General features: G+C 72.4%; 24 protein-coding genes. 14 read left to right on the top strand and 10 right to left on the bottom strand.

Annotated elements, in window-relative coordinates; all coding sequences use genetic code 11:
• Positions 1–3 precede the first annotated feature (3 nt).
• The 4 genes from AMETH_RS08295 to map are packed head-to-tail and all read left to right on the top strand — an operon-like array spanning position 4 to position 3,029.
• Positions 4–831 (top strand): helix-turn-helix domain-containing protein, encoded by an 828-nt coding sequence (locus AMETH_RS08295; RefSeq protein WP_017987606.1) that lies wholly within the window; start codon positions 4–6, stop codon positions 829–831.
• Entirely contained in the window at positions 828–1,223 is a 396-nt protein-coding gene (locus AMETH_RS08300) for a VOC family protein (RefSeq protein ID WP_017987607.1), read from the top strand. The genes AMETH_RS08295 and AMETH_RS08300 overlap by 4 nt, the downstream gene beginning before the upstream one ends.
• Positions 1,224–1,271: 48 nt before the next feature.
• Positions 1,272–2,126, top strand: a complete 855-nt coding sequence (locus AMETH_RS08305; protein ID WP_026153927.1) for a GNAT family N-acetyltransferase — start codon at positions 1,272–1,274, stop codon at positions 2,124–2,126.
• 45 nt (positions 2,127–2,171) lie between these two features.
• Entirely contained in the window at positions 2,172–3,029 is an 858-nt protein-coding gene (map, locus tag AMETH_RS08310; RefSeq protein ID WP_026153928.1) for a type I methionyl aminopeptidase, read from the top strand.
• On the opposite strand, the gene AMETH_RS08315 is transcribed toward map, so the two are convergent.
• Complete coding sequence (locus AMETH_RS08315; RefSeq protein ID WP_017987610.1) at positions 3,016–3,684, bottom strand: FadR/GntR family transcriptional regulator; 669 nt, start codon at positions 3,682–3,684, stop codon at positions 3,016–3,018. The two genes, map and AMETH_RS08315, sit on opposite strands and share 14 nt — an antisense overlap.
• 72 nt (positions 3,685–3,756) lie before the next feature.
• Here AMETH_RS08315 and AMETH_RS08320 point away from each other — a divergent pair, with 72 nt between their 5' ends.
• On the top strand, positions 3,757–4,947 hold the full coding sequence (locus AMETH_RS08320) for a CynX/NimT family MFS transporter (protein ID WP_017987611.1): 1,191 nt from the start codon (positions 3,757–3,759) through the stop codon (positions 4,945–4,947).
• Positions 4,948–4,953: 6 nt separating this feature from the next.
• Here AMETH_RS08320 and AMETH_RS08325 read toward each other — a convergent pair whose 3' ends face one another.
• Both AMETH_RS08325 and AMETH_RS08330 read right to left on the bottom strand, forming a co-directional pair.
• Positions 4,954–6,345, bottom strand: coding sequence for a mycothione reductase (locus AMETH_RS08325; RefSeq protein ID WP_017987612.1), 1,392 nt, complete (start codon positions 6,343–6,345; stop codon positions 4,954–4,956).
• Positions 6,346–6,409: 64 nt separating this feature from the next.
• Positions 6,410–7,234 carry a M15 family metallopeptidase gene (locus tag AMETH_RS08330; RefSeq protein WP_017987613.1) on the bottom strand — a complete coding sequence of 275 codons (825 nt, stop codon included), beginning with the start codon at positions 7,232–7,234 and terminating at the stop codon, positions 6,410–6,412.
• Between the two features lie 171 nt (positions 7,235–7,405).
• Between AMETH_RS08330 and AMETH_RS08335 the strand changes: the two genes are divergently transcribed.
• Together AMETH_RS08335 and AMETH_RS08340 are read left to right on the top strand one after the other, a co-directional pair.
• Positions 7,406–8,215 (top strand): serine protease, encoded by an 810-nt coding sequence (locus AMETH_RS08335; protein WP_017987614.1) that lies wholly within the window; start codon positions 7,406–7,408, stop codon positions 8,213–8,215.
• Between the two features lie 10 nt (positions 8,216–8,225).
• The gene (locus AMETH_RS08340) at positions 8,226–8,672 is read left to right on the top strand and encodes a GNAT family N-acetyltransferase (RefSeq protein ID WP_017987615.1); all 447 of its coding nucleotides are present in this window, start codon (positions 8,226–8,228) and stop codon (positions 8,670–8,672) included.
• On the opposite strand, the gene AMETH_RS08345 is transcribed toward AMETH_RS08340, so the two are convergent.
• Positions 8,638–9,813: an 8-amino-7-oxononanoate synthase gene (locus tag AMETH_RS08345; RefSeq protein ID WP_017987616.1), complete on the bottom strand. Its 1,176-nt coding sequence runs from the start codon at positions 9,811–9,813 to the stop codon at positions 8,638–8,640. The two genes, AMETH_RS08340 and AMETH_RS08345, sit on opposite strands and share 35 nt — an antisense overlap.
• 45 nt (positions 9,814–9,858) lie before the next feature.
• On the opposite strand from AMETH_RS08345, the gene AMETH_RS08350 reads away from it, so the two are divergent.
• Positions 9,859–10,578, top strand: a complete 720-nt coding sequence (locus tag AMETH_RS08350) for a PIG-L deacetylase family protein (protein ID WP_017987617.1) — start codon at positions 9,859–9,861, stop codon at positions 10,576–10,578.
• Here AMETH_RS08350 and AMETH_RS08355 read toward each other — a convergent pair.
• On the bottom strand, positions 10,575–11,168 hold the full coding sequence (locus tag AMETH_RS08355; RefSeq protein WP_017987618.1) for a dihydrofolate reductase family protein: 594 nt from the start codon (positions 11,166–11,168) through the stop codon (positions 10,575–10,577). The genes AMETH_RS08350 and AMETH_RS08355 overlap by 4 nt on opposite strands.
• 95 nt (positions 11,169–11,263) lie before the next feature.
• On the opposite strand from AMETH_RS08355, the gene AMETH_RS08360 reads away from it, so the two are divergent.
• A complete protein-coding gene (locus AMETH_RS08360) occupies positions 11,264–11,764 on the top strand; it encodes a winged helix-turn-helix transcriptional regulator (RefSeq protein WP_017987619.1) in 501 nt (166 codons plus the stop codon).
• A 117-nt stretch (positions 11,765–11,881) separates the two neighbouring features.
• On the opposite strand, the gene AMETH_RS08365 is transcribed toward AMETH_RS08360, so the two are convergent.
• On the bottom strand, positions 11,882–13,258 hold the full coding sequence (locus AMETH_RS08365; protein WP_017987620.1) for a DEAD/DEAH box helicase: 1,377 nt from the start codon (positions 13,256–13,258) through the stop codon (positions 11,882–11,884).
• Positions 13,259–13,472: 214 nt separating this feature from the next.
• Positions 13,473–14,405, bottom strand: coding sequence for a serine protein kinase RIO (locus AMETH_RS08370; RefSeq protein WP_017987621.1), 933 nt, complete (start codon positions 14,403–14,405; stop codon positions 13,473–13,475).
• Between the two features lie 217 nt (positions 14,406–14,622).
• Here AMETH_RS08370 and AMETH_RS08375 point away from each other — a divergent pair, with 217 nt between their 5' ends.
• On the top strand, positions 14,623–15,708 hold the full coding sequence (locus tag AMETH_RS08375; protein WP_017987622.1) for an NAD(P)/FAD-dependent oxidoreductase: 1,086 nt from the start codon (positions 14,623–14,625) through the stop codon (positions 15,706–15,708).
• Here AMETH_RS08375 and yaaA read toward each other — a convergent pair.
• A complete protein-coding gene (gene yaaA, locus AMETH_RS08380; protein ID WP_017987623.1) occupies positions 15,695–16,426 on the bottom strand; it encodes a peroxide stress protein YaaA in 732 nt (243 codons plus the stop codon). The genes AMETH_RS08375 and yaaA overlap by 14 nt on opposite strands.
• A 173-nt stretch (positions 16,427–16,599) precedes the next feature.
• Here yaaA and AMETH_RS08385 point away from each other — a divergent pair, with 173 nt between their 5' ends.
• Positions 16,600–17,775, top strand: coding sequence for an FAD-dependent monooxygenase (locus AMETH_RS08385; protein ID WP_026153930.1), 1,176 nt, complete (start codon positions 16,600–16,602; stop codon positions 17,773–17,775).
• Here AMETH_RS08385 and AMETH_RS08390 read toward each other — a convergent pair.
• Positions 17,763–20,894 (bottom strand): AfsR/SARP family transcriptional regulator, encoded by a 3,132-nt coding sequence (locus AMETH_RS08390; protein ID WP_223843082.1) that lies wholly within the window; start codon positions 20,892–20,894, stop codon positions 17,763–17,765. The genes AMETH_RS08385 and AMETH_RS08390 overlap by 13 nt on opposite strands.
• A gap of 77 nt (positions 20,895–20,971) precedes the next feature.
• On the opposite strand from AMETH_RS08390, the gene AMETH_RS08395 reads away from it, so the two are divergent.
• Positions 20,972–21,745 carry a PP2C family protein-serine/threonine phosphatase gene (locus AMETH_RS08395; RefSeq protein ID WP_017987626.1) on the top strand — a complete coding sequence of 258 codons (774 nt, stop codon included), beginning with the start codon at positions 20,972–20,974 and terminating at the stop codon, positions 21,743–21,745.
• Between the two features lie 724 nt (positions 21,746–22,469).
• Positions 22,470–23,045: a DUF2087 domain-containing protein gene (locus AMETH_RS08400; RefSeq protein WP_223843083.1), complete on the top strand. Its 576-nt coding sequence runs from the start codon at positions 22,470–22,472 to the stop codon at positions 23,043–23,045.
• A 193-nt stretch (positions 23,046–23,238) separates the two neighbouring features.
• Here AMETH_RS08400 and AMETH_RS08405 read toward each other — a convergent pair whose 3' ends face one another.
• Positions 23,239–23,487 (bottom strand): hypothetical protein, encoded by a 249-nt coding sequence (locus AMETH_RS08405; protein ID WP_017987628.1) that lies wholly within the window; start codon positions 23,485–23,487, stop codon positions 23,239–23,241.
• Positions 23,488–23,683: 196 nt separating this feature from the next.
• Between AMETH_RS08405 and AMETH_RS08410 the strand changes: the two genes are divergently transcribed.
• Positions 23,684–25,501, top strand: a complete 1,818-nt coding sequence (locus tag AMETH_RS08410) for a glycoside hydrolase family 2 protein (protein WP_017987629.1) — start codon at positions 23,684–23,686, stop codon at positions 25,499–25,501.
• The last annotated feature ends 104 nt before the right edge of the window (positions 25,502–25,605 follow it).

Below are 25,605 nucleotides of genomic sequence, written 5' to 3' on the forward strand. Positions count from 1 at the left end.
CCGATGCCCGCCGACTGGGAGGTCCGCGCGCCGCACCCGGAGTTGCGGTCCGCGATCACGCGCTACATCGGCTACACGCAGCACGGCGTGACCCTCGGCACCCACCGAGGGCTGCCCTCCCGGCACGTCACCCTCGTCATCAGCCTCGCCGAGCCGATCCACTTCACCGCCATGCCCCGCGCGGACCAGTCACCCGGGCGCTTCGCCGCGGCGGTCGGCGGCATGCACACCGCGCCCGCCCTCATCGCCCAGGACGCCGTCCAGTCGGGCATCCACGTCGAGATCGACCCGCTCGCCGTGCCCGCCCTGTTCCACGTCTCCGCGGCCGATCTGTCCGGCTGCGTCGTCGACCTCGGCGAGCTGGGCCCGAAGCACCTCGCCGAGCAGCTCGCGGAGACGCCCACCTGGGCGACCCGCTTCGGCATCCTCGACGACGCCTTCCGCGGCGCCCTCGCCGGCCGCCGGCCCGCGCGGGAGGTCGGCTGGGCGTGGCGCCGCCTCACCGCGGCGGGCGGGCTGATCCGCGTCGAGGACCTCGCCGCCGAGGTCGGCTGGAGCCGCCGCCACTTCGCCGAACGCTTCCGCCGCGAGCTGGGCCTGCCGCCCAAGCAGGCCGCCCGCGTGCTGCGCTTCGAACGCGCCATCAGCAGGCTCCGCGAGGCGCCCACGGACCTCGCCACCCTCGCCGTCGACTGCGGCTTCTACGACCAGGCCCACCTGTCCAACGAGTGGCGCGCGCTGGCCGGGTGCACGCCTCGCACCTGGATCGCCGAGGAGCTCCCGTTCCTCCAAGACCAGGGCGCCGCCGCGGACGCAGACTCGCAGGCATGAGCGAAAACCCACCCACCGTCTGGCCCGCCTTCCGCTACGACGACGCGCGCGCCGCGCTGACGTTCCTCACCGAGGTGTTCGGCTTCCGCGAGGCGCTCGTCGTACCGGGGGAGGACGGGCAGATCGCCCACACCGAGCTGCGCTGGCCCGAGGGCGGCGGCGTCATGTTCGGCAGCACCAGCCACACCGACGGGGTCCACGGCGACACGAAGAACGCGGGCTCCGCGTACGTGGTCACCGACCACGTCGACGAGATCCACGACCGCGTGCGCCAGGCCGGTGCGGAGATCGTCGCGCCCCTCCACGGCACCGACTACGGCTCCCACACGTTCACCGCCCGCGATCCGGAGGGCAACCTGTGGACCTTCGGGACCTACCGCGGGGCACCTTGATCCCCCACGATTTCCCGTTCCACCACTCCATCTGGCAATCTGGTGGATGTGTTGCGGCTTGCCGGTGCACGGCTGCTCAGTGATCGGGATCATCCCGTGGTCCGCGCCGTGCTCGCGGCGGACCCGGTGGCCAGTTGCATGGTCAGCGCGCGCGTCGAGGTGGCCGGTCTGGACCCCTGGCGCCTCGGCGGCGAGCTGTGGGCCGCCGACTACCGCGGCGCCCGTGGCGGCCGGCTGCCCGGCCTGTGCTTCTCCGGCCCGAACCTGATCCCGTTGCGCGGCAACGCCGCGGCCCTGCGGTCCTTCGCCGACCGGGCCCTGCGCAAGCAACGTGTGTGTTCCTCGCTGGTCGGCCCGGCCGAGCAGGTCCTTGGGTTGTGGGACGAGCTGGCGGGGGAGTGGGGCCCCGCCCGCGAGGTCCGCGACGACCAGCCGCTGATGGCGATGGACGCCCAGCCCGCGGTGGGGCCGGACCCGCTGGTGCGCCCGGTGCGCCCGGACGAGCTGGAACGGTACCTGCCTGCCGCGATCGCGATGTTCATCGAGGAGGTCGGCGTCGACCCGCGCGCCGGTGACGGTGGCGTGAGCTACCGCGCCCGCGTCGCGGAACTGATCTCCAGCGGCCGCGCCTTCGCCCGGTTCGAGAACGGCGAGGTCGTGTTCAAGGCCGAGATCGGCGCGATGTCCCGCAGCGTCGGCCAGATCCAGGGGGTCTGGGTGCGGCCGGACCGGCGCGGGCACGGCCTCGGCACGTCCGGCACGGCGGCCGTGGTGAGCCGGCTCGTCAACGGGCTCGGCCGCACCGCCAGCCTGTACGTGAACAGCTTCAACAGCCCCGCGCTCGCCGCGTACCGGCGCATCGGGTTCAGCCAGGTCGGCCGGTACGCGACCGTGCTGTTCTGACCGGGCTCACGGCCGCGCCGCCCGCGGGGGTCGTAGGGTGGAGTCATGTCCCAGCGTGCTCCGTTGACCCCTGGCGTCCAGACGCCGCGCCGCCCCGTGCCAGCCAGCATTCCGCGCCCCGAATACGTGGACAAGCCGGCGCCGAAGCGGGACACCGGCAACGGCGTGCGCACGCCCGAGGTCATCGAGGCCATGCGCGTGGCGGGCAAGATCGCGGCGCAGGCGCTGGAGGAGGGCGGCAAGGCCGTCAAGCCGGGCAACACCACCGACGACGTCGACAAGGTGGTGCACGAGTTCCTGCTCGACCACAAGGCATACCCGTCGACCCTCGGCTACCGCGGCTTCCCGAAGTCCTGCTGCACCTCGCTCAACGAGGTCATCTGCCACGGCATCCCGGACTCGACGGTGATCCAGGACGGCGACATCTGCAACATCGACGTCACCGCCTACATCGGCGGCGTGCACGGCGACACGAACGCCACGTTCTGCGCCGGTGACGTCTCGGAGGAGGTGCGGCTGCTGGTCGAGCGCACCCACGAGGCGACGATGCGCGCGATCAAGGCCGTGCGGCCGGGCCGCCAGCTGAACGTGATCGGCCGCGTCATCGAGTCCTACGCCAAGCGCTTCGGCTACGGCGTGGTGCGCGACTTCACCGGGCACGGCGTCGGCCCGGCCTTCCACACCGCGCCGACCGTGCTGCACTACGAGGACCCGTCGGTGACCACGGTGATCGAGGAGGGCATGACCTTCACGATCGAGCCGATGATCACCCTGGGCGCCATCGACTACGACATCTGGGACGACGACTGGACGGTCACCACCAAGGACAAGAGCTGGACGGCCCAGTTCGAGCACACCCTGGTGGTGACCGCGACCGGCGCGGAGATCCTCACGCTTCCCTGATCAGGGAGTCCAGGAAGCCCGCGGCCTCGGCCATCGCGCGCTCGGCGTCGCGTGCCGCGATGGCCTCCAGCAGGCCGCGGTGGCCGATCGCCTCGGACTCCGGCAGGTGGGTGTCCGTCGTGGCCGCGACGCTCGCGGTCACGGCCTCCAGGATCCCGCGGTAGAGCTCGGTGAGCAGGTCGTTGTGGGCGGCACGCACGACAGCGAGGTGGAACTCGGTGTCGGCGTGCACGTACGTCTCGATGTCCTCGACGCGGTAGGCCGCATCGCGCCGGTCCAGCAGTTCGGTGATGGCCGTCAGTTCCTCGTCGGTGCGCACGGTCGCGGCCAGCCGCGCGGCCTCGACTTCCAGCGCGCGCCGCACGCCGAGCACCTCGCGCAGCTCCGAGCCGCAGAGCCGGCGGATCGCGCCGGACACCTCACTCGTCGCGCGCACGTAGGTGCCGTCGCCCTGACGCACCTCCAGCAGCCCGCTGTGCGCGAGCGCGCGCACCGCTTCGCGGACCGTGTTTCGACCCACACCGAGGCTTTCGGCGAGCGCCGCCTCGGTGGGTATCCGTTGCCCGAGCGGCCATTCGCCCTGTGCGATGGCGTCCCTGAGCTGCCCGATCACCTGGTCGACGAGACCGGTCCGGCGGGTCGTGGCGAGTGGCACGGGGATATCCCTTCACCCGATCATCCTACGTTTGTCATACTAGCCCCTGTGACGGTCAATGATGAGGCATCGGTGCAGGCGAAGACGCGCGTCCCCGCGTCGCGGGTGCTCATCGGCACCGGGCTGCTCGGCGTGGCGGTCCTGCTGGCCGCGCTGAACCTAAGGCCTGCGGTGACCAGCGTCGGCGCGGTGCTTGACGAGATGCGCGACACGCTGGGGGCCTCCGCGACGTGGGCCGGTGCGCTGACGACCGCGCCCGGGCTGTGCTTCGCGCTGGCCGGCCTGACCGCTCCGCTGGTCGCCCGCCGACTGGGGATCGCGGCGGCCGTGGCGCTCGCGCTCGCGTTGCTCGCCGGGGGCCTGGTGCTGCGGGTGCTCGACGGACCGCTGGTGGTGCTGGGCGGGACGCTGATCGGCACCGCGGGGATCGCGCTGGCGAACGTGCTGATCCCGGTCGTGGTCAAGGAGTCCTTCGCGACGCGGATCGGCCTGATGACCGGCCTCTACACCGGCGCGCTGCAAGCCGGCGGCGCGCTGGGCTCCGCGCTGACCCCGCCGCTGGACAGCGCGTTCGGCGGGTGGCGGCCCGGGCTCGGCAGCTGGGCGGTGCTGGCCGTGGCGGCGCTCGTGCTGTGGCTGGTCGCCGCGCGCACCCGGTCCGGCGGCCCGACGTCAGGTGAGAACGCGACCGCCGCGCGGTCGTTGTTCCGCAGCCCGCTGGCGTGGGTCGTGACGATCTTCTTCGGCATGCAGGCCTGCCTGGCCTACATCGTGATGGGCTGGCTGCCGCAGGTGCTGATGGACGCGGGCGTCAGCCGCGCCGACGCGGGCCTGCTGATGGGCCTGGTGTCGCTGCTCGGCCTGCCGGTGAGCCTGATCGTGCCGCCGCTGGCCGCGAAGCGGGGCAGCCAGAGCGGGTGGATCCTGCTGCTCGGCGTGTTCGGCATCGCGGGCGTGATTGGCCTGATGGTCGCGCCGGAGGCCGCGCCGCTGCTGTGGTCGATCTTCCTGGGCATCGGGATGGCCGTGTTCTCGCTCGCGCTGACCACGATCGCGCTGCGGGCCCGCACGGGCGCCGAGACGGCGAAGCTGTCCGCGATGGCGCAGGGGATCGGCTACCTGCTGGCCGCGGTGGGCCCGTTCCTGTTCGGCCTGTTGCACGACGTGACGCACGGGTGGAGCGTGCCGTTCGCGATGCTGCTCGCCGTGGTGGTGGGGCAGATGGTGTTCGGCTTCTTCGCGGGACGGCCGCGCTACGTCTGACGCCGCTCAGAGCGGCAGGTTCAGCAGCGCGTTCTCGATCAGCTCGGGCATCGCGGGGTGGATCCAGTACTGGCCGCGTGCCATGGACTTCGCGTCGAGGCCGAAGCTCATCGCCTGGATCAGCGGCTGGATCACCGTCGGCGCCTGCGGGCCGATGATGTGCGCCCCGATCAGCTGCCCGGTCGACGGGTCAGCCAGCAGCTTCGCGAACCCGCTGGTGTCCTCCATCGCCCAGCCGTACGCGATGCCGGCGTAGTCCTGTTTGGACGTCACGTACGGCACGCCCTGCGCCCGCGCCTCCTGCTCGGTCAGGCCCACCGAGGCGATCTGCGGCGACGTGAACACCGCGTGCGGCACGAACCGGTGGTCGGCCGTCATCGGCGACTCCGGGTTCAGCAGGTTGTGCTGCACGACCCGCGCCTCGTGGTTCGCCACGTGCTTCAGCTCGTACGGCGACGAGATGTCGCCCAGCGCGTAGATGCCCTCGACCGCGGTCTCCTGGTGGTCGTCGACCACCACGTGCCCCGCCTCGGTCGTCGTCACGCCCGTCGCGGCCACGTCCAGCAGGTCGGTGTTCGGACGGCGCCCGATGGCGATCAGCAGCTCGTCCGCCTCGACGGTTTCGGCGCCCGCCGGCCCCTCCAGCTCCACCGCGACACCCGTGCCCGACGGCCGCACCCGCACCGCCTTCCGGTTGAGCCGCACGTGGAACCGCTGTGCCGCGAGCTCGGTGAACCGCTCGCTGATGTCGAAGTCCTCGCCGCGCAGCAACGCGCCGGACCGGGCCACCAGCGTGACCTCGACCCCGAACGAGCGGAACACGTGCGCGAATTCCGCGGCGATGAACCCGCTGCCGATGATCACCATCCGCGCGGGCAGCGCGTCGAGCCGCATCACGGTGTCCGAGGTGTGGTACCGGACGTCCTCGAGCCCGGGCAGGTCCGGTACCACCGGCCGCCCGCCCGCGGCGAGCACGAACTTGTCCGCGGTGACGACCTCGTCCGGCCGCCCGTCCGCGAACGACACCGTCAGCTCCTTGTGCCCGGTGAACCGCCCCTGGCCCTCGTACACGGTGACGCCGGCGTTGTCCTCGTGGTTTTTCCGGTACTCGCGCCCGCCCTCGGCGATCGGGTCGATGCGGCCGAAGATCCGGTCGCGCACGTCGGTCCAACGCACCTTGTCCAGCGTCTCGTCGACGCCGAACCGGCTGGCCACCGACGGCGTCGCGGCCACGTCCGCGGCGTGCACGAACATCTTCGTCGGGATGCACCCGACGTTCAGGCACGTGCCGCCGAACACGCCCTTCTCCACGATCGCCGTCTTCCAGCCCGCGAAACGGGGGTCGAGGATCGAGTTCCCCGAGCCGGTTCCGACGATCACCAGGTCGTAGTGGGGCACGTGATTACCTCCCAAGCAGTCCGCACCGGTACAACCGGGCCGGACCCGGAATCTGTTCCCGTTCCTACCCGCCGGTGGCCGTGAAATGCATCCGGTCCACCGGCTCCCGCCACGCGCCGCCCCAGTCCCAGCCGACCGCGGCGAACGCCCGCACGGTCGCGTCGCCCGCCTCCACCATGCCCGGCCGCACCCACGAGCGGTCCAGGTACGCCGAGGCGAGTTCCGGCAGCACCACGTCGCCCTTGGTGTAGGGGTTGCAGAACGGGTTCAGGTCGATCGCCAGACCGTACGCGTGGGCCGACCAGTTCGTCTGACCGCGCACCGGGCGGCACACGAAGGCGCTGGTGTTGTTGCCGTCCCCGGTCGGCGGCGCGTCGAGTTCGGCGGGCGAGGTGACGCGCATCTCCTCGATCGGGAACCGCGCCGCGAACAGCTGCCCGAACACGCGGGTCACGTCCTCCGCGACGGACGCGCCCACGAGCATCTCGCCGGTGTGCGGCTTCCCGTCGAAGCCCCAGAACGACATCGTCAGGTACCGCAGTGCGGACGCGGCCACCGGGCACGCCTGCTGCCAGGTGCTGCGGGCCAGCACGTCGGCCGGGACCGCGCTGACCGTGGACGCGTAGCGGCCGTCCGCGGGCGGTGGCAGGAAGTCCCGCGTCGGCAGGCGGCGTTCGCGCAGGACGGCCGGGGTCGGCTGGACCTCGCCGAAGCCGTCCGGGCGGCGGGGCAGCGTCGTCGCGCCGACGGTCCACGCCGGTGCGGTGGACGTGGTGGTCGGCGGCGTCGTGGTCGTGGCTGCCGGGGGAGTCGGCGAGGGCGCGGGCGGGGGTGGCGGCTCGGGTGGGGCGCCGCACGCCACGAGCCCGAGCGCCAGCAGGAGCGCCACGATTCCTCGCACGTCTCCAGCTTCGCAGAGCCGGAGTCCACCCGATCCAGTGACACCGGTTCCGGGCCCTTGTCGATTACTGTATGTGCGGAAATCTCACGCCCCGAAGTCGTTTCCGACGATCGGGTGCGGCACCGGGGGACATCGAGCTTTTCCGAAGGGAGCGCGCGCATGGCGAAGCACCGCCGACGCGACCGCAAGTTCCGCCTGGCGCTGACGGCGGTCATCACCGCCGCCGCGTTCGTGCCGGTGGTGGCGGCGGCCATGCCGAGCACCGGCGCCCGCCCGAACATCGTCGGCGGCACCGAGGCGTCCACCAGCAGCTACCCGTTCGCGGTGTACCTGACCGACAAGAGCGGCAACCAGTTCTGCGGCGGTGTCATCGTCAGCGCGACCGCGGTGGCCACCGCGGCGCACTGCGCCAACGCCGTGAAGCGCGCGGACCTGCGGGTCGTCGCGGGCCGCACCGACAAGCGCACGAACGACGGCAAGACCGTGTCGGTGCGCGAGGTGTGGGTGCCCGACTCGTTCTCCGACCCCGGCAAGGGCGACGACGTCGCGGTGCTCAAGCTCGCGCAGAGCCTGCCGTACCGGCCGGTGGAGCTGCCCAGCGACGACTCGCTGTACGCCGAGGGCACCCAGGCGACGGTGCTGGGCTGGGGCCGCACCTCCGACGGCGGGCCGCGCTCGGACGTGCTGCGCAAGGCCGAGGTGCCGCTGCTCAGCGACTCCGGCTGCCGCGCCAGCTACTCGAACTACGACTCCCGGTCGATGGTGTGCGCCGGCTACCCGGACGGCAAGATCGACGCCTGCCAGGGCGACTCGGGCGGTCCGCTGGTCGTCGGCGGCACGCTCATCGGGCTCGTGTCGTGGGGCGACGGCTGCGCGCAGGCGGGCAAACCGGGCGTTTACACCCGCGTGCTCACCTACGTCAACGAGATTCGCCGCGAAGCCGAGTCGTCGCGGCTCGTGTTCTGGTAGTCAGGAGTCCGTGAACCCCGACAGAGGCGTCCGCGGACCGGACCTGACCACGCAGCAGCTGTACGACATCCTCCGGCTCCGGGTGGAGGTGTTCGTCGTGGAGCAGACCTGCCCGTACCCCGAGCTGGACGGGCGCGACCTGCTCCCGACGACCCGCCACTTCTGGATCGACGGGCCCGAAGGCATCGAGTCCTACCTGCGGGTGCTCGACGACGGGGACGGCGTCCAGCGCATCGGCCGGGTTGTCACCGCGAAGCACGCCCGGGGCCGGGGCCTCGCCGCACGCCTGATGACCGCCGCGCTGATCTCGGTCGGCGACGCGGACAGCGTGCTCGACGCGCAGACCTACGCCCGCGGTTTCTACGAGAAGTTCGGGTACGTCGCGGAGGGCGACGAGTTCGACGAGGACGGCATCCCGCACATCACGATGCGGCGCCGGCTGGCGCCGATTCGCTGATCACCTTCACCGCGGTGTCCACATCGGACTCCGTCAGGTCGGCCCGGACGGTGAGGCGCAGCCGGGAAATCCCGTCCGGGACCGACGGCGGCCGGAAGCAGCCGACCCGCACACCCTGCTCGGCGCAGCGGTCCGCCCACTCGACCGCCGATTCGGCCGAGGGCGCCTGAACCGAGATCACCGCGGCCTCCGGGTTGCTCACCCGGAAGCCGGCCGCGCGCAGCTGGGCGGACAGCGCGACCGCGTTGGTCAGGACCTTCTCCGGCAGGTCGGGCTCGGACTTGAGCACCCCGAGCGCGGCCAGCGCCGCGGCCGCGCTGGCCGGCGCGAGCCCGGTGTCGAAGACGAAGCTGCGGGCCGTGTCGACGAGGTGCCGGATCACCCGGCGCGGCCCGAGGACGGCGCCGCCCTGCGCGCCGAGCGCCTTGGACAGCGAGATCGTCGTGACGACGTCCGGCTCGCCCGCCAGCCCGGCGGCGTGCACCGCGCCCCGGCCGCCGTCGCCGAGCACGCCGAACCCGTGCGCGTCGTCGACCAGCAGCGCCGCGCCGTGCTCGCGGCACACCTGGGACAGTTCGGGCAGCGGCGCGAGGTCGCCCTCGACGGAGAACACCGAGTCGGTGACCACCAGCGCGCGCGGCTTGCGGCGGGTCGCCAGCGCGTGCTTGATCGCCGCCGGATCGCAGTGGCTGATGGCCGCGACGTCGGTGCGGGACAGGCGGCAGCCCTCGATCAGCGACGTGTGGATGTGCTTGTCGCTGACGATCGCCGACTCCGCCCCGGACAGCGCCGTGACGGCGCCCAGGTTGGCCGTGAAGCCCGAGGAGAAAACCAGCGCGGCCTGCGCGCCGCAGAAGCGCGCCAGCTCGTACTCGAGTTCGGTGTGCACCTCGGTGGAGCCGGTGTCCAGGCGGGAACCGGTGGCGCCGGCACCCCAGCGGAGCGCGGCGGCCGCGGCGGCCCCTGCGACGCGCTTGTCGCGGGCCAGGCCGAGGTAGTCGTTGCCGGCGAGGTCCAGCTCCGTCGAGGAGGCTCCCCGCGGCCGCAGCCTGCGGGTCAGCCCGGCCGCCGCGCGCTTCTCGGCGGCGGCGTCGAGCCAGTCGAAAACCTGCTCTGGGGAGGAGGAAGCCGGTAGGTTCACGTCACGCAGTGTCGCACCGAGCCACAGCTGGGGAGTGGAGGGGCCATGACCGCCACGGGACCGGCGATGATGCCGGAGGACTGGAACCGGGCGCTCGCGGTGGTCGCGCACCCGGACGACCTGGAGTACGGCGCGGCCGGGGCGATCGCCCGGTGGACCAGGCAGGGGAAGTCGGTCGTCTACGTGCTCGCCTCGCGCGGCGAGGCCGGGATCGACAGCATGCCGCCCGAAGAGGCCGGGCCGCTGCGGACGAAGGAGCAGCTGGCCGCGGCCAGGATCGTCGGGGTCGAGGAGGTCGAGTTCCTGGACCACCCGGACGGTCTGATCGAGAACGGGATCCCGTTGCGGCGCGACATCGCGGCGGCGGTCCGGCGGCGCCGCCCGGAGCTGGTGGTGACCCTCAACCACCGCGAGTCGTTCCCCGGCGGCGGGTTCAACATGGCCGACCACCGCAACGTCGGCCTGGCCACGCTCGACGCGGTCCGCGACGCCGCCAACCGGTGGATCTTCCGCGACCTTGGGCTGGAGCCGTGGAGCGGCGTGCGGTGGGTGGCGGTGGGCGGATCGCCGGTGCAGACCCACGCCGTGGACATCACCGGCACGTTCGACCTGGCGGTCGCGTCGCTGCGCGAGCACAAGGCGTACCTGGCCGCGCTGGGTGGGGTGATGTCCGAACCGGAGCCGTTCCTGCGCCAGTTCGCCTCGGCCGCGGGCGAACTGGCCGGCGTGCCCCTGGCCTGCACCTTCGAGCTGTTCCCGATCTAGCGGCCGACCCGGTAGGTCACGTGGGTGACCAGCGAGGTGGTGCGCGAGGAGACCGGCTCCAGGTTCAGGTCGCTGAGGCCGGCGAAGAGCCGCTCGCCCTGTCCCAGCACCAGGGGGGCGATGTGCAGGCGCAGCTCGTGGATCAAGCCGGCGGCCAGGTACTGGTTCACCGTCGAGGCGCCGCCCGCCACCGACACGTTCCGGTCGCCGGCCGCGGCCCGCGCCTGCTTCAGCGCGGACTCGATGCCGTCGGTGACGAAGTGGAACGTCGTGCCGCCCTCCATCTCGATCGGTTCGTGCGGGAAGTGGGTCAGCACGAACACCGGCCCGCGGTACGGCGGCTCATCGCCCCACCAGCCGCGCCAGTCCTCGTCCCACTCGCCGCGGACCGGGCCGAACATGTTGCGGCCCATGATGAACGCGCCTGCGTCGACGATCGCGTCGATCTCCGCCCGGTTTTCGTCCGGGGTCTCGAACATCCACCGGTGCAGCTGCTCGCCGCCCTCGCCGAGCGGGTCCTTCCGGGTCTGACGCGGCCCCGCCAGGAAACCGTCGGCCGACACGCCCAGGCTGCTGAACACCTTGCTCATCGCCGTCTCCTCTACTGGTTGTTGTTTGCAATCGGTTTCGGGGAACTGTACTGCTTCCGGAACCGGTTGTAAACTGCAATCGGAAGGAGGGTGGGATGACGGACGAACGCCGGTCGGGATGCCCGATCAACCTCTCGGTCGAGGTGCTCGGCGACAAGTGGTCGCTGGTCGTGATCCGGGACATGATGTTCGGCAACCTGCGGCACTTCCGGGAGCTGCTGCAGAACTCGCAGGAGGGGATCGCGTCGAACATCCTCGCGTCCCGGTTGCAGCGGCTGACGGAGCTGGGGCTGGTGTCCCGCGCCCCGGACCCCACGCACAAGCAGAAGGTGATCTACAGCCTGACCGAACCGGCGATCCAGCTCGTGCCGGTGATGGCGCACCTGGGCGCGTGGGGGCGCAGGCACCTGCCGGTCACCCGCGAACTGGCCGTGCGGGCGGAGCTCCTGGAACGCGGCGGGCCGCAGCTGTGGGAGGAGTTCATGGACGAGCTGCGCGAACAGCACCTCGGCATCCCGCGCCCCCCGGGGCGGGAGTCGGTGTTCGCGAAGCTGCGCAGCGCCTACGAAGCGGCGCTCGCCGAGCAGAGCGCGTAGCGGCGATGGCCGAGGCCGCTTGGTCCGCGCGCCGCGCGACCCACCGGGAATGGCCTGCTGAACGAAAGAACCGCCGCGACCCCGGGCTGGGATCGCGGCGGTTCTGGGGTCAGCGCGTCAGCTGGCCGACGGCGTGCTGCGACGCGGGCCGCGGCCCGGACGCTGCTGCCGGTAGCCGCCACCGTGACCGCGGTCGCGGTCGCCGTAGCTGCCACCGCGGCGCGGCCGCTGCGGCCCGCCGAAGCCACGCGAGCCGCCACCCCGGCGCGGGGCGGTGTCGCGCGGACGGTCGACTACCGGGACGCCGCTCGGCTCGCGGGCGCCGGTGATGTCGGACAGCTTCGCGTCACCGGGCCGAACGACCAGCTGGTCGGCGCGCACGCCGGCCTTGTCGGTCATCCGGCGCACGGTGCGCCGCTGGTCCGGCGTGATCAGCGTGACCACGGTGCCCGACGCACCGGCGCGCGCGGTGCGGCCGGCGCGGTGCAGGTAGTCCTTGTGGTCCGCGGCCGGGTCGACGTGCAGCACCAGGCTGACGTCGTCGACGTGGATGCCGCGCGCCGCGACGTCCGTGGCGACCAGCACCGTGGTGTGGCCGTCGCGGAAGTCCTGCAGGACCCGGTTGCGCTGGCCCTGCGACTTGCCGCCGTGCAGCGCGCCCGCCCGCACACCGCGCTCACGCAGCCGGTCGGTCAACCGGTCCACGTGGTGCTTGGTGCGCACGAACATGATCGTGCGGCCCTCGCGGGCGCCGATCTCGGTGACGATCGACTGCTTCTCCTGGCGGGAGACCTGGAACACGTAGTGGTCCATGGTGTCGACGCTGGCGGTGGCCGGCGCGACCGAGTGCTCGACCGGGTCGTGCATGTACCGGTTGACCAGCTGCCCGACGTCGCCGTCCAGCGTCGCCGAGAACAGCAGCCGCTGGCCGTCGCGCGGGGTCAGGTCCAGGATCTCCCGGACCTGGGGCAGGAAGCCCATGTCCGCCATCTGGTCGGCCTCGTCGATGGCGATGAACTGGACCTCGCTGAGGTCCGCGGTGCCCTGCCGGACGTGGTCGGACAGACGGCCCGGCGTGGCGATCAGCAGGTCGACGCCGCGGTGCAGCGCGTCGGCCTGCCGGGGGAAGGCCATCCCGCCGACGGCGGTCCGGCACCACAGGCCCAGCGCGCGGGCCAGCGGGGTGAGCGCGTCGCTGACCTGGAGGGCCAGCTCACGCGTGGGAACGAGGACCAGGCTGCGGGGTTTCCGCGACCGGGCCTTCCCGCCCTCGAGGCGGGCCAGCAGGGCCAGCCCGAAGGCGAGGGTCTTCCCAGACCCGGTCTGCGCCCGGCCGAGCACGTCGCGCCCGGCGAGCGCGTCCGGCAGGGTCGCCGACTGGATCGGGAAGGGTGCGTCGATGCCGGCCTTGCGCAGGGCCCCGAGCAGGGGCTCCGGCAGGTTCAGGTCGGCGAACGACTGCACGGTGGAAGTGGACTCAAGGGTGATGCTCACGCACTGCCTCTCGGACGTGGTGGTACGTCGCAAGGGAGGCCCGGTGTGCCTGCGCGCAGGCAGGCTGAAGAACAAGTTCGGCGGGCTTTCACAAGGACGAACCCGGCGCGGCTGCGCCATCGGTGTTGTGTCCGCGTCCCATGAAGGGGGCGACCCGAATTCACGTCGCCCGGTTGCGGACTGTGATCAGAATACCTGAAGACCGCCGGGGACCTCACCTCAGCCCCGCCCGCTGGCGCAGGTCGAAAGCCAGGTTGTCGGCCTCGACCTGCAGTCCCCGCGCGGCAAACCACGCGGAGATGTTGTGGACGTCACGGGTGAGGTACTCCGCTCCTCTCGGATTCGCCACGACATCCACGACCTGGGGCAGGTCGATGAGCACGATCCGGCCGTCGTGGACGAGGATGTTGTAGGCGGACAGGTCTCCGTGCGCGAGCCCCTCCGACGCGAGTACGTCGAGCGCCCCGATCGTCTGGAACCACAGGTCGCGCAGTTCCTCCGGTTCGGGCCGCAGCTGTGCCAGGCGTGGCGCCGCCGTGCCGTCGGGCTCTCCGACGAACTCCAGCAGCAGTTCCGTGCCGTCCCGCTGCACCGGGTACGGCACCGGCGCACCGATCGTCCACAAGCGACTGAGCGCGGCGAACTCGGCGACCGCCCACTGCTCCGCGATGAGGTTTCGGCCGAACGACGTGCGCTGCGCCATGGCCCGGTTCTCCCGGGACCGGCGCATGCGCCTGCCCTCGAGGTAGCCGGAGTCTCGGTGGAACTGGCGGTGCTCGCTTGATCGGTAACGCTTCGCTGCGAGCAGGCATTCCCGGCTGCGGTCGGGGAGCCCGCGGCGCAGCAGGTGCACCTCGGCCTCCTTGCCGGTCTTGAGGACACCAAGCTCGGTGTCCACGGCGGCCAGGTCGGTGACCAGCCAGACCGGGTGCGGGCGCGGGCCGTGCTCGGCGCTGTCCCACGTCGAGTAGCGGTCGCCGCCGCCGGGCACCGCCGGTTCGGCGTAGCTGTCCTCACGCACGCGGGCGAGCCGCTGCCGTTCCTGTTCGGTCAGGCGGCCGCTGCGGGCGGGGTTGATCTCGTCGTCGAACCGCGGGCGGCGACGACGTGAGCTTGGGGTGAAGTTTTCGAAATCGTGCTGACGCACTGGTGGGTCTCCAAGGCTGAGGGGCCCCACCGGCGCCGTTCCATCAGGCGGGTGGGGCGGGTGGGGCGGGTGGACGGGCGGCGAGGGCACGGCCCAGCGCAACGACTGACACAACGCACCTCCTCCACTCGCCACCGGGCCCATCGCACCGGCGTTCCGCGTGATCATGCCCGCGGCGGCGCTGCGGCCGCAACCTAATTAACGGCAGACTGGCGGCATGCGCGTGATCGTGATCGGCTCCGGGATCGCCGGAGCGAGCACCGCCCACCAGCTCGCCCGGCGCGGCGCCGAGGTGATCGTGGCGGAGGCAGGCCGCCCCGGGGTGGCGACGGCCGCGGGTGCCGGCATCGTGTGCCCGTGGACCAGCCGCCGCGGCGACGACGAGTACCGGTTCGCCGCCGCGGCCGCCGCCTACTACCCGGAGCTGGTCGCCCAGCTGGCCGAGGACGGTGCGGGCGACACCTCGTTCGAGGTGGTCGGCGGCATGGTCGTGTCGGCGGACCCGGCCGAACTCGACGAGGCCTTCGCCCGGGTGAGTGCGCGCGTGGCCGGGGAACCGGCGGCGGGCGAGGTCTCCCGGCTCGATGCGGCGCAGGCCCGCGAGCTGTTCCCCGCGCTCGCGCCCGACCTGGCCGCGGTGCACGTCTCCGGCGGCGGACGCGTGGACGGGCGACGGATGCGGGGGGCGCTGCTCGACGCCGCGGTGGCGCGCGGCGCCCGGATCGTCGAGGGCGCGGCGGAACTGACCGGGCGCGGTGTCCGGGTCGCGGGGGAGGAGCTGGCGGCGGACAAGGTCGTCGTCGCGGCCGGGGCGTGGAGCAGCGAGTTGGTGCCGTCGGTGTCCGTGGCGCCGCAGCGGGGCCAGATCAGCCACTTCGAACTGCCGGGCGCGGACACCGCGCACTGGCCGGTCGTGCTGCCGGTGTCCAGCCACTACCTGCTGGCCTTCCCCGGCTCGCGGGTCGTCGCGGGCGCCACGCGGGAGACCGGCTCCGGCTTCGACCACCGCATCACCGCGGCCGGCCAGCGGGAGGTGCTGGACAACGCCCTGACCGTCGCGCCGGGCCTGGCCGACGCGACGCTGCTGGAAACCCGGATCGGCTTCCGGCCGGCCTCGCCGGACGGCCTGCCGCTGCTCGGGCCGCTGGCGGAGCGGCCGGACGTGCTGATCGCCACCGGCTTCGGCCCGGGCGGGCTCACCGCGGCGCCGTTCGCCGGACGGCTCGTCGCCTGCCTCGCGCTCGGCGAGGAAGTGCCGGTCGACCTCGCGGCCTACCGGCCGGAGCGGTTCACCGGTCGGTGATCAGCTCCAGCTCCTGCTCGCCGACCCGGTCGAGTGTGATGCCGGCGCGCTCGGCGGCGCCGATCAGGCCTTCCACAGTGGCGGGTTCGCGGGTGGCGGTCGCCAGCGCGGCGGCGAGCTTTCCCTTGTAGGCCTTGTTGAAGTGGCTCACGGTCCTGCCGCTCGCGGTGACCACGCGCACGGTGATCGCGCGCGGGATGCGGGCCAGCGCGGCGTAGGCGCCGGAGCGCAGGTCGACGATCAGACCGTCCACTTCGGCCAGTGCGGGCTCCAGGACCGGCCGCCACAGCGACCGGAGCGTGCCGAGCGCGGGCAGCGTGGTGCTGCCGGAGAGCCGGTAGGCCGGGATGCGGTCGTCGCCGCGGGCGATGCCGAACAGAGCGGAGGCGACGGCCAGCCTGCGGTCCGCCTTCGCCCGCGCGGCGGGACGCAGACCGCCGTAGTCGAGCGCGTCGTAGAGCACTCCGGTGTAGCGCTCCAGCGCGGGCAGGGTGGGCGCGCTCCAGATCGCGGCGTTGCGCGCCACCTCGTCCTCCTGCCGCGCCGACAGGCCCAGCACGTCCAGGCTCTCCGGAACGTTGCCGGCCAGCTCCACGAGCGCGTCGGCCAGCTTGCGCCGCAGCGGGTTCAGCTCGGAAAACGACAACGCGTCGAGATCCAGCGGAGGGCCGTCCCCACCGGCGGCTTTGGTTTCCGAAGGAGGCAGCAGCACCAGCACGGCCAGCAGGGTAACTCGCGGCCGGAAAATCGCTCGGGACGGGCCAGCGGCTGTGCCTACTGCGGCTGGACGAAGGGAGCGCTGCTGGAACTGCGCGCTCCCCGGTCAGCGGACGGTAAGCCGGTGGTCAGCGCCCCTGGCGAAGCTCGGGTCAACCGAGTCGAGGAGCTTCGATGAACAGGACAGTGTTGATCTCCGGCGCGAGCATCGCCGGCCCGTCCACCGCGTTCTGGCTGAACCGCCTTGGATACGCGACGACCGTGGTCGAGCGGGCGCCCGCCCTGCGGGAGGGCGGGCAGGCCGTCGACTTCCGCGGCGAGCAGGTGTCCGTGCTGCGGCGGATGGGGTTGCTGGAGGAGATCCGCGCGCACCAGACGTCGATGGGGGAGCAGCACATCCTGGACGCGTCCGGGCGGCGCGTGGCGAGCCTGCCGTCGTCGATGATCAGCGGCGAGGTCGAGATCCAGCGCGGTGACCTGAGCCGCGTGCTGTACGAGGCGACGAAGGACCGCACGGAGTACGTCTTCGGCGACTGGATCACGTCGCTGACGGAGACCGGCTCGGGTGTCGAGGTCACGTTCGCGCACGGCGCGCCGCGGACCGTGGACCTGGTGATCGGCGCCGACGGGTTGCACTCGGGCGTGCGGGCGCTGGCGATCGGGCCGGAGTCGCGGTTCCGCACCGAGATGGGGTACGCGTGCGCGGGGTTCAGCGCGCCGAACCACCTGCGGCTCGACCACACCGGGCTGATCTACAACGTGCTCGGCCGGGGCGTGACGTACGCGGCGCAGAACCCGGACGGCCCGGCTAACATCGGTTTCGTCTTCGCGGCCGACGGCCTGACCTACGACCGCAAGGACGAGGACCAGGTGAAGCGGTTGATCGCCGAGGTGTACGACGGCGTCGGCTGGGAGGTCCCGCGCCTGTTGGAGGGCCTGCGCGACGCGGCCGACCTGTATTTTGACGAACTGGCGCACGTGTACCTGCCGCGCTACACCAGCGGCCGGGTCGCCCTGGTCGGCGACGCGGGCTGGGGCGCCGGGCCTGGCGGTGGCGGCACGGGCCTGGCGATGATGGCGGCGTACGTGCTGGCGGGCGAGCTGGCGGCCGCGGGCGGGGACCACGCCGTGGCGTTCGAGCGGTACGAGTCGGAGGTCCGCCCCGCCGCCGAGGCGGGCGCGAAGCAGGCGAAGGGCACCGGCCCGTTCCTGGCGCCCCGCACCGCGCGCGGTCTGTGGCTGCGGAACCAGTCGCACCGCATGCTGACAACCCGTGTGTTCGCCGGCGTGTTCGACAAGATGACCCTGAAGGCGGCGAACACGTCGAAGCTGAAGGACTACGGGATCTGAGGCTCCCGGGACGACAGTGTTTCCGAGATCTCCTCGAAGGACATGGCGGCGCCGCGGTCGTAGGCGGCGGCGAAGGCGTCGGTGTCCAGCAGCTTCTGGCAGCCCGCCGCCACCGCCGCCACGTCCTGGTCGTGCGGCCTGGTGGCACTCCGCAGCGCCACCGCCATCCCCAGCTGCTCGGCCGCCCGTTCGGGGTCGCCGTCGAGCAGGGTCATCCCCGCCCGCCCCTCCAGCGCGTCCGCGATGTCGGTCCGGAAGTGCTGCGCCAGCGTGATGTCCAGCGCCTGCCGGTGCCGCGCCCGCGCCTCCGCCCAGTCGCCCGTCGCCTCGGCGAGCCGGCCCAGCGCGGTGAGGGTCCGGGCGCTCGCCGCGTCGCTCTGCCAGTCCGTGCCCAGCGTGGCCAGGGCCCGCGCGAAGTGTGCCCTGGCCCGGGCGAAGTCCCCGCGACGCCGGGCCAGCTCGCCGAACCCGCGCTCGGTGAGGCCGAGCAGCGTCGAGGCGCCCGCGCGCCGCGCGAGGTCCGCCGCGTGGCGGTGGCCGGCCTCGGCGTCGGTCAGGTCGCCGTCGCGCAGCAACCGGTCCGCCCGCCGCGCCCACAGCTCGGCCAGTTCCTCGGTTGCGTTGAGCTGCCCGAGCAGGTCCATCGCCTCGTCGACGAGCGCCGCGGACCGGTCCCGGTCACCCCGCAGGTCCGCGAGCTCGGCGAGCCCGTCGAGCACCTGCGCGGTGCCCCACCGGTCGCCGATCCGCCGGAACAGTCCGAGCGACCTGGCGAACGCCTCTTCGGCGCCCGCGCTGTCGCCGTTGAACAGGCGTAGGTAGCTCGTCGAGAAGTGCACGAGCGCCTGGAGCCACGGATCGTCGTCGTCGAGCATGGCCTGTTCCAGCTCGTTTGGCCGCCGCGCCGGGCTGGGCGGGCCGGCGAACAGCGCCCAGTGGACGAGCAGGTACGGCTGCCGCAGCGGCCACGGCAGCGACGGCACGATCGAGTCGACGCGGCGCAGGTGCTCGTCCAGGCCGGGCGGTTCGGCGGGCGCGGCGTTGAGCACGCACAGCACGTACTCCTCCGCCAGGTCGCCGGGCGGTTCCGGGTCGAGGTTCGCCAGCAGCCGCGCGGCGAGCGGCGCGATTTCCGTGCGCACGCCCTGCAGGCGCCAGTACGACGACAACGCGCCGACGAGCCGCAGCGCCAGCGCGGTGTCCGACTCGACCGCCCAGCGCAGCGCGGCGTGCAGGTTCGCCCGCTCGGCGGTCAGGCGCGCGAGCCACTCGATCTGCTCGGTGCGGCGCAGGTGCGGATCGGCGGTCTGGGCGAGGGCCAGGAAGTGGCTGGCGTGCGCCCTGGCCACCGCGTCCCGTTCGCCCGATTCATCCAGTCGCTCGGCGCTGAACGCCCGGATCGTCTCCAGCATTCGGTAGCGCTCACCGGAAAACTCGATGAGCGACTTGTCGACAAGACTGTCGAGGAGGTCCTCGGTGTCCGGTTCGGACAGTCCGCACACGCTGGCGACCGCGTCCACCGTCGTCCCGCCCGCGAAGATCGCGAAGCGGCGCACCAGGTCCTGCTCCTCGGGCTCGAGGAGGTCCCAGCTCCAGCCGACGACGGCATGCAACGTCTGGTGCCGGGGCGCGGCGGTGCGGCTGCCCTTGGAGAGCAGGCGGAACCGGTCGTCGAGGCGGGCTTCGAGCTGGTCCAGCGGCAGGGTCCGCAGGCGTGCCGCGGCGAGTTCGATGGCCAGTGGCAGCCCGTCGAGCGCGGCGCAGATCTGCCGCACCCGCTCGGCCGAGTCGTCGTGGAGCCGGAACCCTGGCCGCACGGCGGCGGCCCGTTCGGTGAACAGCCGCACCGACTCGTAGCCGGTGGCCTCGGCCGCGCGGGTGCCGTGCGGCGGGGACGCGAGCGGCGGCACCGCGCACAGCGCTTCGCCGGTGATGCCGAGTGGCTCGCGGCTGGTGGCGAGCACGCGCAGCCCGGGGCTCGACGAGAGGAGCCGGTGCACGAGCTTCGCGGCGTCGGCGATCACGTGCTCGCAGTTGTCGAGGATCAGCAGCAGGCACCGGTCGGTTAGCGCGACCTCGATGCGCCCGACCGGGTCCGGCGGGGCGCCGGCGGTGGGGAACAGGCCGGTCTCCCGCAGGCCGAGCGCGGTGAGGACGGCCTGGGCGACGTCGGCGCCGCTGGTGACCGGCGACAGGTCGACGAAGCACACCTCGCCGTCGGCGCGGCCACCGGCCTCGATCGACAGACGGGTCTTGCCCGCGCCGCCGGGGCCGGTCAGGGTGACCAGGCGGCCGGTGTCGAGCAGCCCGGCGATGCGGGCCAGTTCCGGTTCGCGGCCGATGAAGGTGGTGAGCTGGGCGGGGATCTTCGGCGGTTGGGGCGCCGGCTCTGCGCGCAGCACGGCCAGGTGCGCGGCGGCGAGTTCCGGGGACGGGTCGGCGCCCAGCTCGTCGGCGAGCGCGCGCCGGGCGTCCTCGAAGATGGTGAGCGCCTCGGCTTGCCGGCCGTTGGCGGCGAGCGCGCGCATGAGCAGGACGCGGGGCCGTTCTCGCAGGGGGTGCGCGCCGCACAACTCGGTGAGTTCGCCGATCACCGCGCGGGATTCGCCGATGGCGAGGTCGGCTTCGGCGCGGTCCTCGACGGCGGCGACGCGCAGCTCGTCGAGGCGCGCGGATTGGGCTTCGGCGAACGGGGCGTCGCGTACGTCCGCGAGGGCCGGGCCGCGCCAGAGGTCCAGGGCTTCGCGGAGCAGCTTCGCGGCGCGGGCGTGTTCGTTGGCCGCCAGGGCTTGGCGGCCGTCGCGGGCGAGGCGGGTGAAGCGGTGGACGTCGACGCGGTCCGGTTCGACCGCGAGGCGGTAGCCGGCGGGCTGGGATTCGATGCGGGCCCAGTCGCCGAGTTTGCGGCGGAGGCGGGACACCTGGGCCTGCAGGGCGTTGGCCGCGTCGCCCGGTGGGTGGTCGCCGTAGAGGCCGTCGATGAGCCGGTCGGTGCCGACGACGCGGCCGGCGTCGAGCAGCAGGAGCGCGAGGAGGGACCGCGGCCGCGGACCGCCGAGGGGCACCGGTACGCCGGCCGCGGAGCGCGCCTCGACAGGACCCAGGACGGCGAACCACACCCCGCGATTGTGGCGCATTGCGCGCCGGACGGGGTGAGGCTGTGCCGCGGTTCGCGGGCCGCTGCTTTACTTCACTCATGGAACCTGGGCCGCTGACGATTTCCTACGCCGTGGCTTCCGACGTCGGGCAGCGACGCGAAGCGAACGAGGACTCGGTCTACACCAGTCCGCGTCTGCTCGCCGTCGCCGACGGGATGGGGGGTCACGTCGCCGGTGAGGTCGCCAGTTCGGGCGCGGTCGCCGCGATCGCTGCCCTGGACGAGCGCCTCGAGGCGGAGTCCGCGAAGGCCGACGTGGAGGCGCTGGCGGCCGCCGTGTCCGATGCCGGTGCCCGGCTGCGGGCCCAGGTCGAGGAGGACAGCCGCCTGCAGGGCATGGGGACCACGCTGACGGTGCTGGCCTGGGACGGCACGTCGTTCGCGGTGGCCCACGTCGGGGATTCGCGGGCGTACCGGCTGCGCGAGGGCGAGTTGACGCAGGTGACGCGGGACCACACGGTGGTGCAGGAGCTGGTGGACCAGGGCCGGATCTCGCCGGAGCTGGCGATGAGCCACCCGCAGCGTTCGGTGCTCACGAGGGCGCTCCAGGGCGTCGGCGAGCCCGAACCGGATCTCTTCGTGGTGGACGCGAGGCCCGGCGACAGGTACCTCATCTGCTCCGACGGCCTCTCCGACGTGGCGACGCCGGACCAGCTGACCGAGGTGCTGACGACGGTGCCGACCCCGGAGGAGGCCGTGCAGAGGCTGGTGGAGCTCGCCAACGCAGGCGGCGGACCGGACAACATCAGCTGCATCGTGGCCGACGTGGCCGAGGTGACTGGCCCGGCCGATGCGGCTGACGTGGCGGGCTAGTGCTGCATGGTCGGCGTGGCCGACGTGCCCGGCTCGGGCTGGCGTGGCCGACGTGCCCGGCTCGGGCTGGCGTGGTCGGTGTGGCTGGCTTGACGGCTCGGGCTGGCCTGGCCGCCGCCGCCAGCTAGAGCTGCATGGCCGGCTCGGGCTGGCGTGGTCGGTGTGGCTGGCGCGGCTGACTCGGACTGGCCTGGTCGGCGGGGCCGATGTGGCCGGTACGGCTGACGTGGCCGGCTCGGGCTGACGTGGCCGGCTAGAGCTATATGGCCGGCGCGGGCTGGCGTGGCCGGCATGGCGGCGCGGGCTGGCCTGGTCGATGTGGCCGGCTCGGCTGGTGCGGCCGGGATGGTCGGCGGCGCTGGCGTGGCTGGCGCGGGTCTTGTCGGCATGGCCGGCCGGAGCTGCCATGGTCGGCGTGGCCGGTGCGGCGTTCTAGCCGGTAGCGTCGCTGGGCCTGGGTGCTAGGTTCGACCGCCCGCACATGGTAGGGCTGGTTGCAGGGTTCGCCGAGGTCTCGGCTGAGGTTGGTCAGGCTGCGGAGGCTGCACGCGCCGGTAGAGGTCGCGGGACCTGCGGTTACGCTCCGCCCGGCGGAGGGAGCCCCGCGGGCTGTGCCATCCGCGGTGGGCTTCGCCGGTGGCTGTGCAGATCCGCTTGCGACCACGCACCCTAGGTGGCTGTCCGCCCGCGGTCGGCGCGCCGCGCCTGGTGGCTCTCTCGCGGCGTGTCCCGTGCGGATCATGAAAACTGGTTCGCGCGATCGTCGGCCGCGGGTACGGTCTCGGCCATGGCTTCACCGGAAGCGCTGGTCTCCGCGCTGGCGGACCCCGAACGCCTGATGCTCTTCGCCCGGATCTGTACTTCGCCCGACGGGCTACCGATCGCGGAGGACCGGCACACCGCGAAACTCGCGATGCGCCTCGTTTCGGCTGGGATCGTCACCGTTGACGGGGACCGCTATCGGGCCGTGCCGCAAGCCTTCCGCGATTCGCTCGCCAAGCCTGCGAACGATCCCCTCGAAGCGCTGTTCAGCCGCGGCAGGCTCACCGCGATCCCGCGTCCGGGCAAGCTCCGCCAGGCCCTGCTCGTGAAGCTCGCCGAGCAGTTCGAGCCCGGCCGGGTCTACACCGAGCCGGAGGTCCGCGCGAAGCTCGCCGCGATCTACGAGGACCATGCCGCGCTCCGCCGCTACCTCGTCGACGCAGGGCTCCTCCAGCGCAGCAACGACGGCCGCGCATACGGTCGTCCCGCTGAGGCCCGGTCCGGCCTCGAGACCGACGGTCGGCGGACCCACGTCTGATCAACACCTGACTGAGCCGCCGACTCGGCCAGTTGGCGTTGACCTGCCCAAAAACTGACGCTTGAGCCGCTCGGCTGGGCGCTAGGTGGGCATCAACGCGGCTGCTTGCGGCATCGAGGCGCGTCACTAGGCTGCGGCAGGGTGCGGGGGCCCGCCATTCTGCCCCCGCACCCTTTCGATCACACCGTGCCGATCACGCCGGAACCACGCTCACGCGCCGGTTCTCGACGTCGAGGCTCGCGATGCGGACCTCGACCCGTTCACCGGCTTCCGCTTCCGCGGTCCAAGCGGGCCTGGACAGCAGCCCGGGAACGCCCGGCGGCAGTTCGACCAAAGCGCCGAACGGAAGCGCCCACGTCACGGTCGCGTCGATGACTCCGCCATCCGCGTGCTGGGCGAGGAAATCGCGCCACACGGCCTGCGAGACCTGGTACTGGGACATGTGATCACCTCCTTTCGCATCGCCCCAGAGAAGGGGAGAGCGCAGGAGGTGGCGGGCCACGGGCCCGCCGGGTGATCACGGCGCGGCCGGGAGTCCTGTCTGTGCGCGGCGCAAGGCCGACCCGGCAGTCACGGCGTCGAAGTTAACAGCTCACGATGCCATGCTCAACAGTCCTTCCTGTCGTAGGGTTTCCGCCATGATCGCCGCCGACCCGGACCGACTCTGCCCACGACCACAACTCGTCCGGCCCGAGTGGTTCGACCTGGACGGTGCCTGGGGCTTCGCCTTCGACGACGACGATCGCGGCCTCGCCGACCGCTGGTTCACCGCCACCGAGCCGTTCGACCGGACCATCACCGTCCCTTATCCGCCCGAGTCGGAACTCTCCGGTGTGCACGCGACCGAACCGCACACGGTGGTCTGGTACCGCCGTGAGTTCGACGCCCCGCCGATCCCCGACGGACACCGCTTCGTCCTGCACTTCGCCGCCGTGGACTACGCGGCCTCGGTGTGGATCAACGGGATCCACCTCGGCACCCACGAAGGCGGGCAGACGCCGTTCTCCTTCGACATCACCGCGGCTCTGCGGTCCGACGGTCGGCAGGTGATCGTCCTGCGGGCCGAAGACCGCCCGGACGAGGGCACCCAGCCCAGGGGCAAGCAGGATTGGCACCCGGAGCCGCACGACATCTGGTACCACCGCACCACGGGGATCTGGCAGCCGGTGTGGGCGGAGGTCGTCCCGGCGCTCCACCTTCGCGAACTGCAGTGGACTCCCGAGCTCACCCGTGCGTCGGTCTCCTGTGAGGGCGAGCTTTCCGCGACGCCGGGCGAAGCTGTGACGATCCGCGTGGTGCTGCGGCATGGCGACGACGTGCTGGCCGAGCAGACCGTGCGCGTCGACCGGCGGCGGTTCCGGTTCGACATCGCCGTGCCCGCGCTACGGCACGGGCAGGACCGGACTCGCCTGCTGTGGTCACCGGAGAACCCGGTGCTGGTCGATGCGTCGGTCGAACTCCACGCCGCGGAAGCGCCGTCCGACACGGTGAGCAGCTACCTGGGTCTGCGCGAGGTCGGCGTGGCCGACGGTCGCTTCCTCCTCAACCACCTCCCTTACTACCCGCGAATGGTCCTCGAACAGGGCTACTGGCCGCAGTCGCACCTCGCCGCGCCGGATTCGGTCGCCCTCCGCCGGGAGGTCGAGCTCATCAAGGAACTCGGCTTCACCGGCGTCCGCGTGCACCAGAAGGCCGAGGATCCACGCTTCCTCTTCTGGTGCGACAAGCTCGGCCTGCTCGTCTGGGGCGAGACCGCGAACGCCTACGAGTTCGCGCCCGAAGCCGTCGAGCGGCTCACCCGGGAGTGGTTGGAGATCCTGCGCCGGGACCGCAGCCACCCCTCCATCGTGACGTGGGTACCGATCAACGAGAGCTGGGGCGTTCCCGACATCGCCACGGCACCCGAGCAAACCCATTTCGTGCGCTCGATCTACCACCTCACCAAGAGCATCGACCCCAGCCGGCCCGTCATCGGCAACGACGGCTGGGAGATCCCGGAAGCCGACATCATCGGCGTGCACGACTACGCCCCGACCGGTGAGAAACTGTCCACACGGTACGGTGCGGGATTGCGCCGTACGCTATCCGACGGCCGTCCCGGTGGTCGCCGCCTCCTGCTCGACGACACCTCTCCGGACCGCCCCGTCATGCTGACCGAATTCGGTGGCCTCTCCCACGTTCCCGCCGAGGACGAGAAGTGGTTCGGCTACTCGACGGTGACCGACGACGAGGAGCTGGCCGCCCGGCTGGACCAGCTCGTCACCGCGGTCCTCTCGTCGCCGGAACTCGCCGGCTTCTGCTACACCCAGCTGACTGACACCGAGCAGGAAAGCAACGGCCTGCTCACCGCCGAACGCGTGCCCAAGCTCGATCCGGCCCGCGTCCGGGCCATCCTCACCCAGCCCGCGGCGGCCGTGCCCCCGGAGGAACTGAACCCCTACCGGGAGCGCAGCTAACAAGCCCCACGAGTAGAGCATCGGCACACAAGTTGCTCCGGGCACGCAGCCCGTTGAGCCAGGGACGCGCCAGCGTTGAGCATGAACCTGCCGGGCGATCTTCA

Origin of the sequence: Amycolatopsis methanolica 239 (genome assembly GCF_000739085.1) — a bacterium.
GTDB lineage: Bacteria > Actinomycetota > Actinomycetes > Mycobacteriales > Pseudonocardiaceae > Amycolatopsis_E > Amycolatopsis_E methanolica.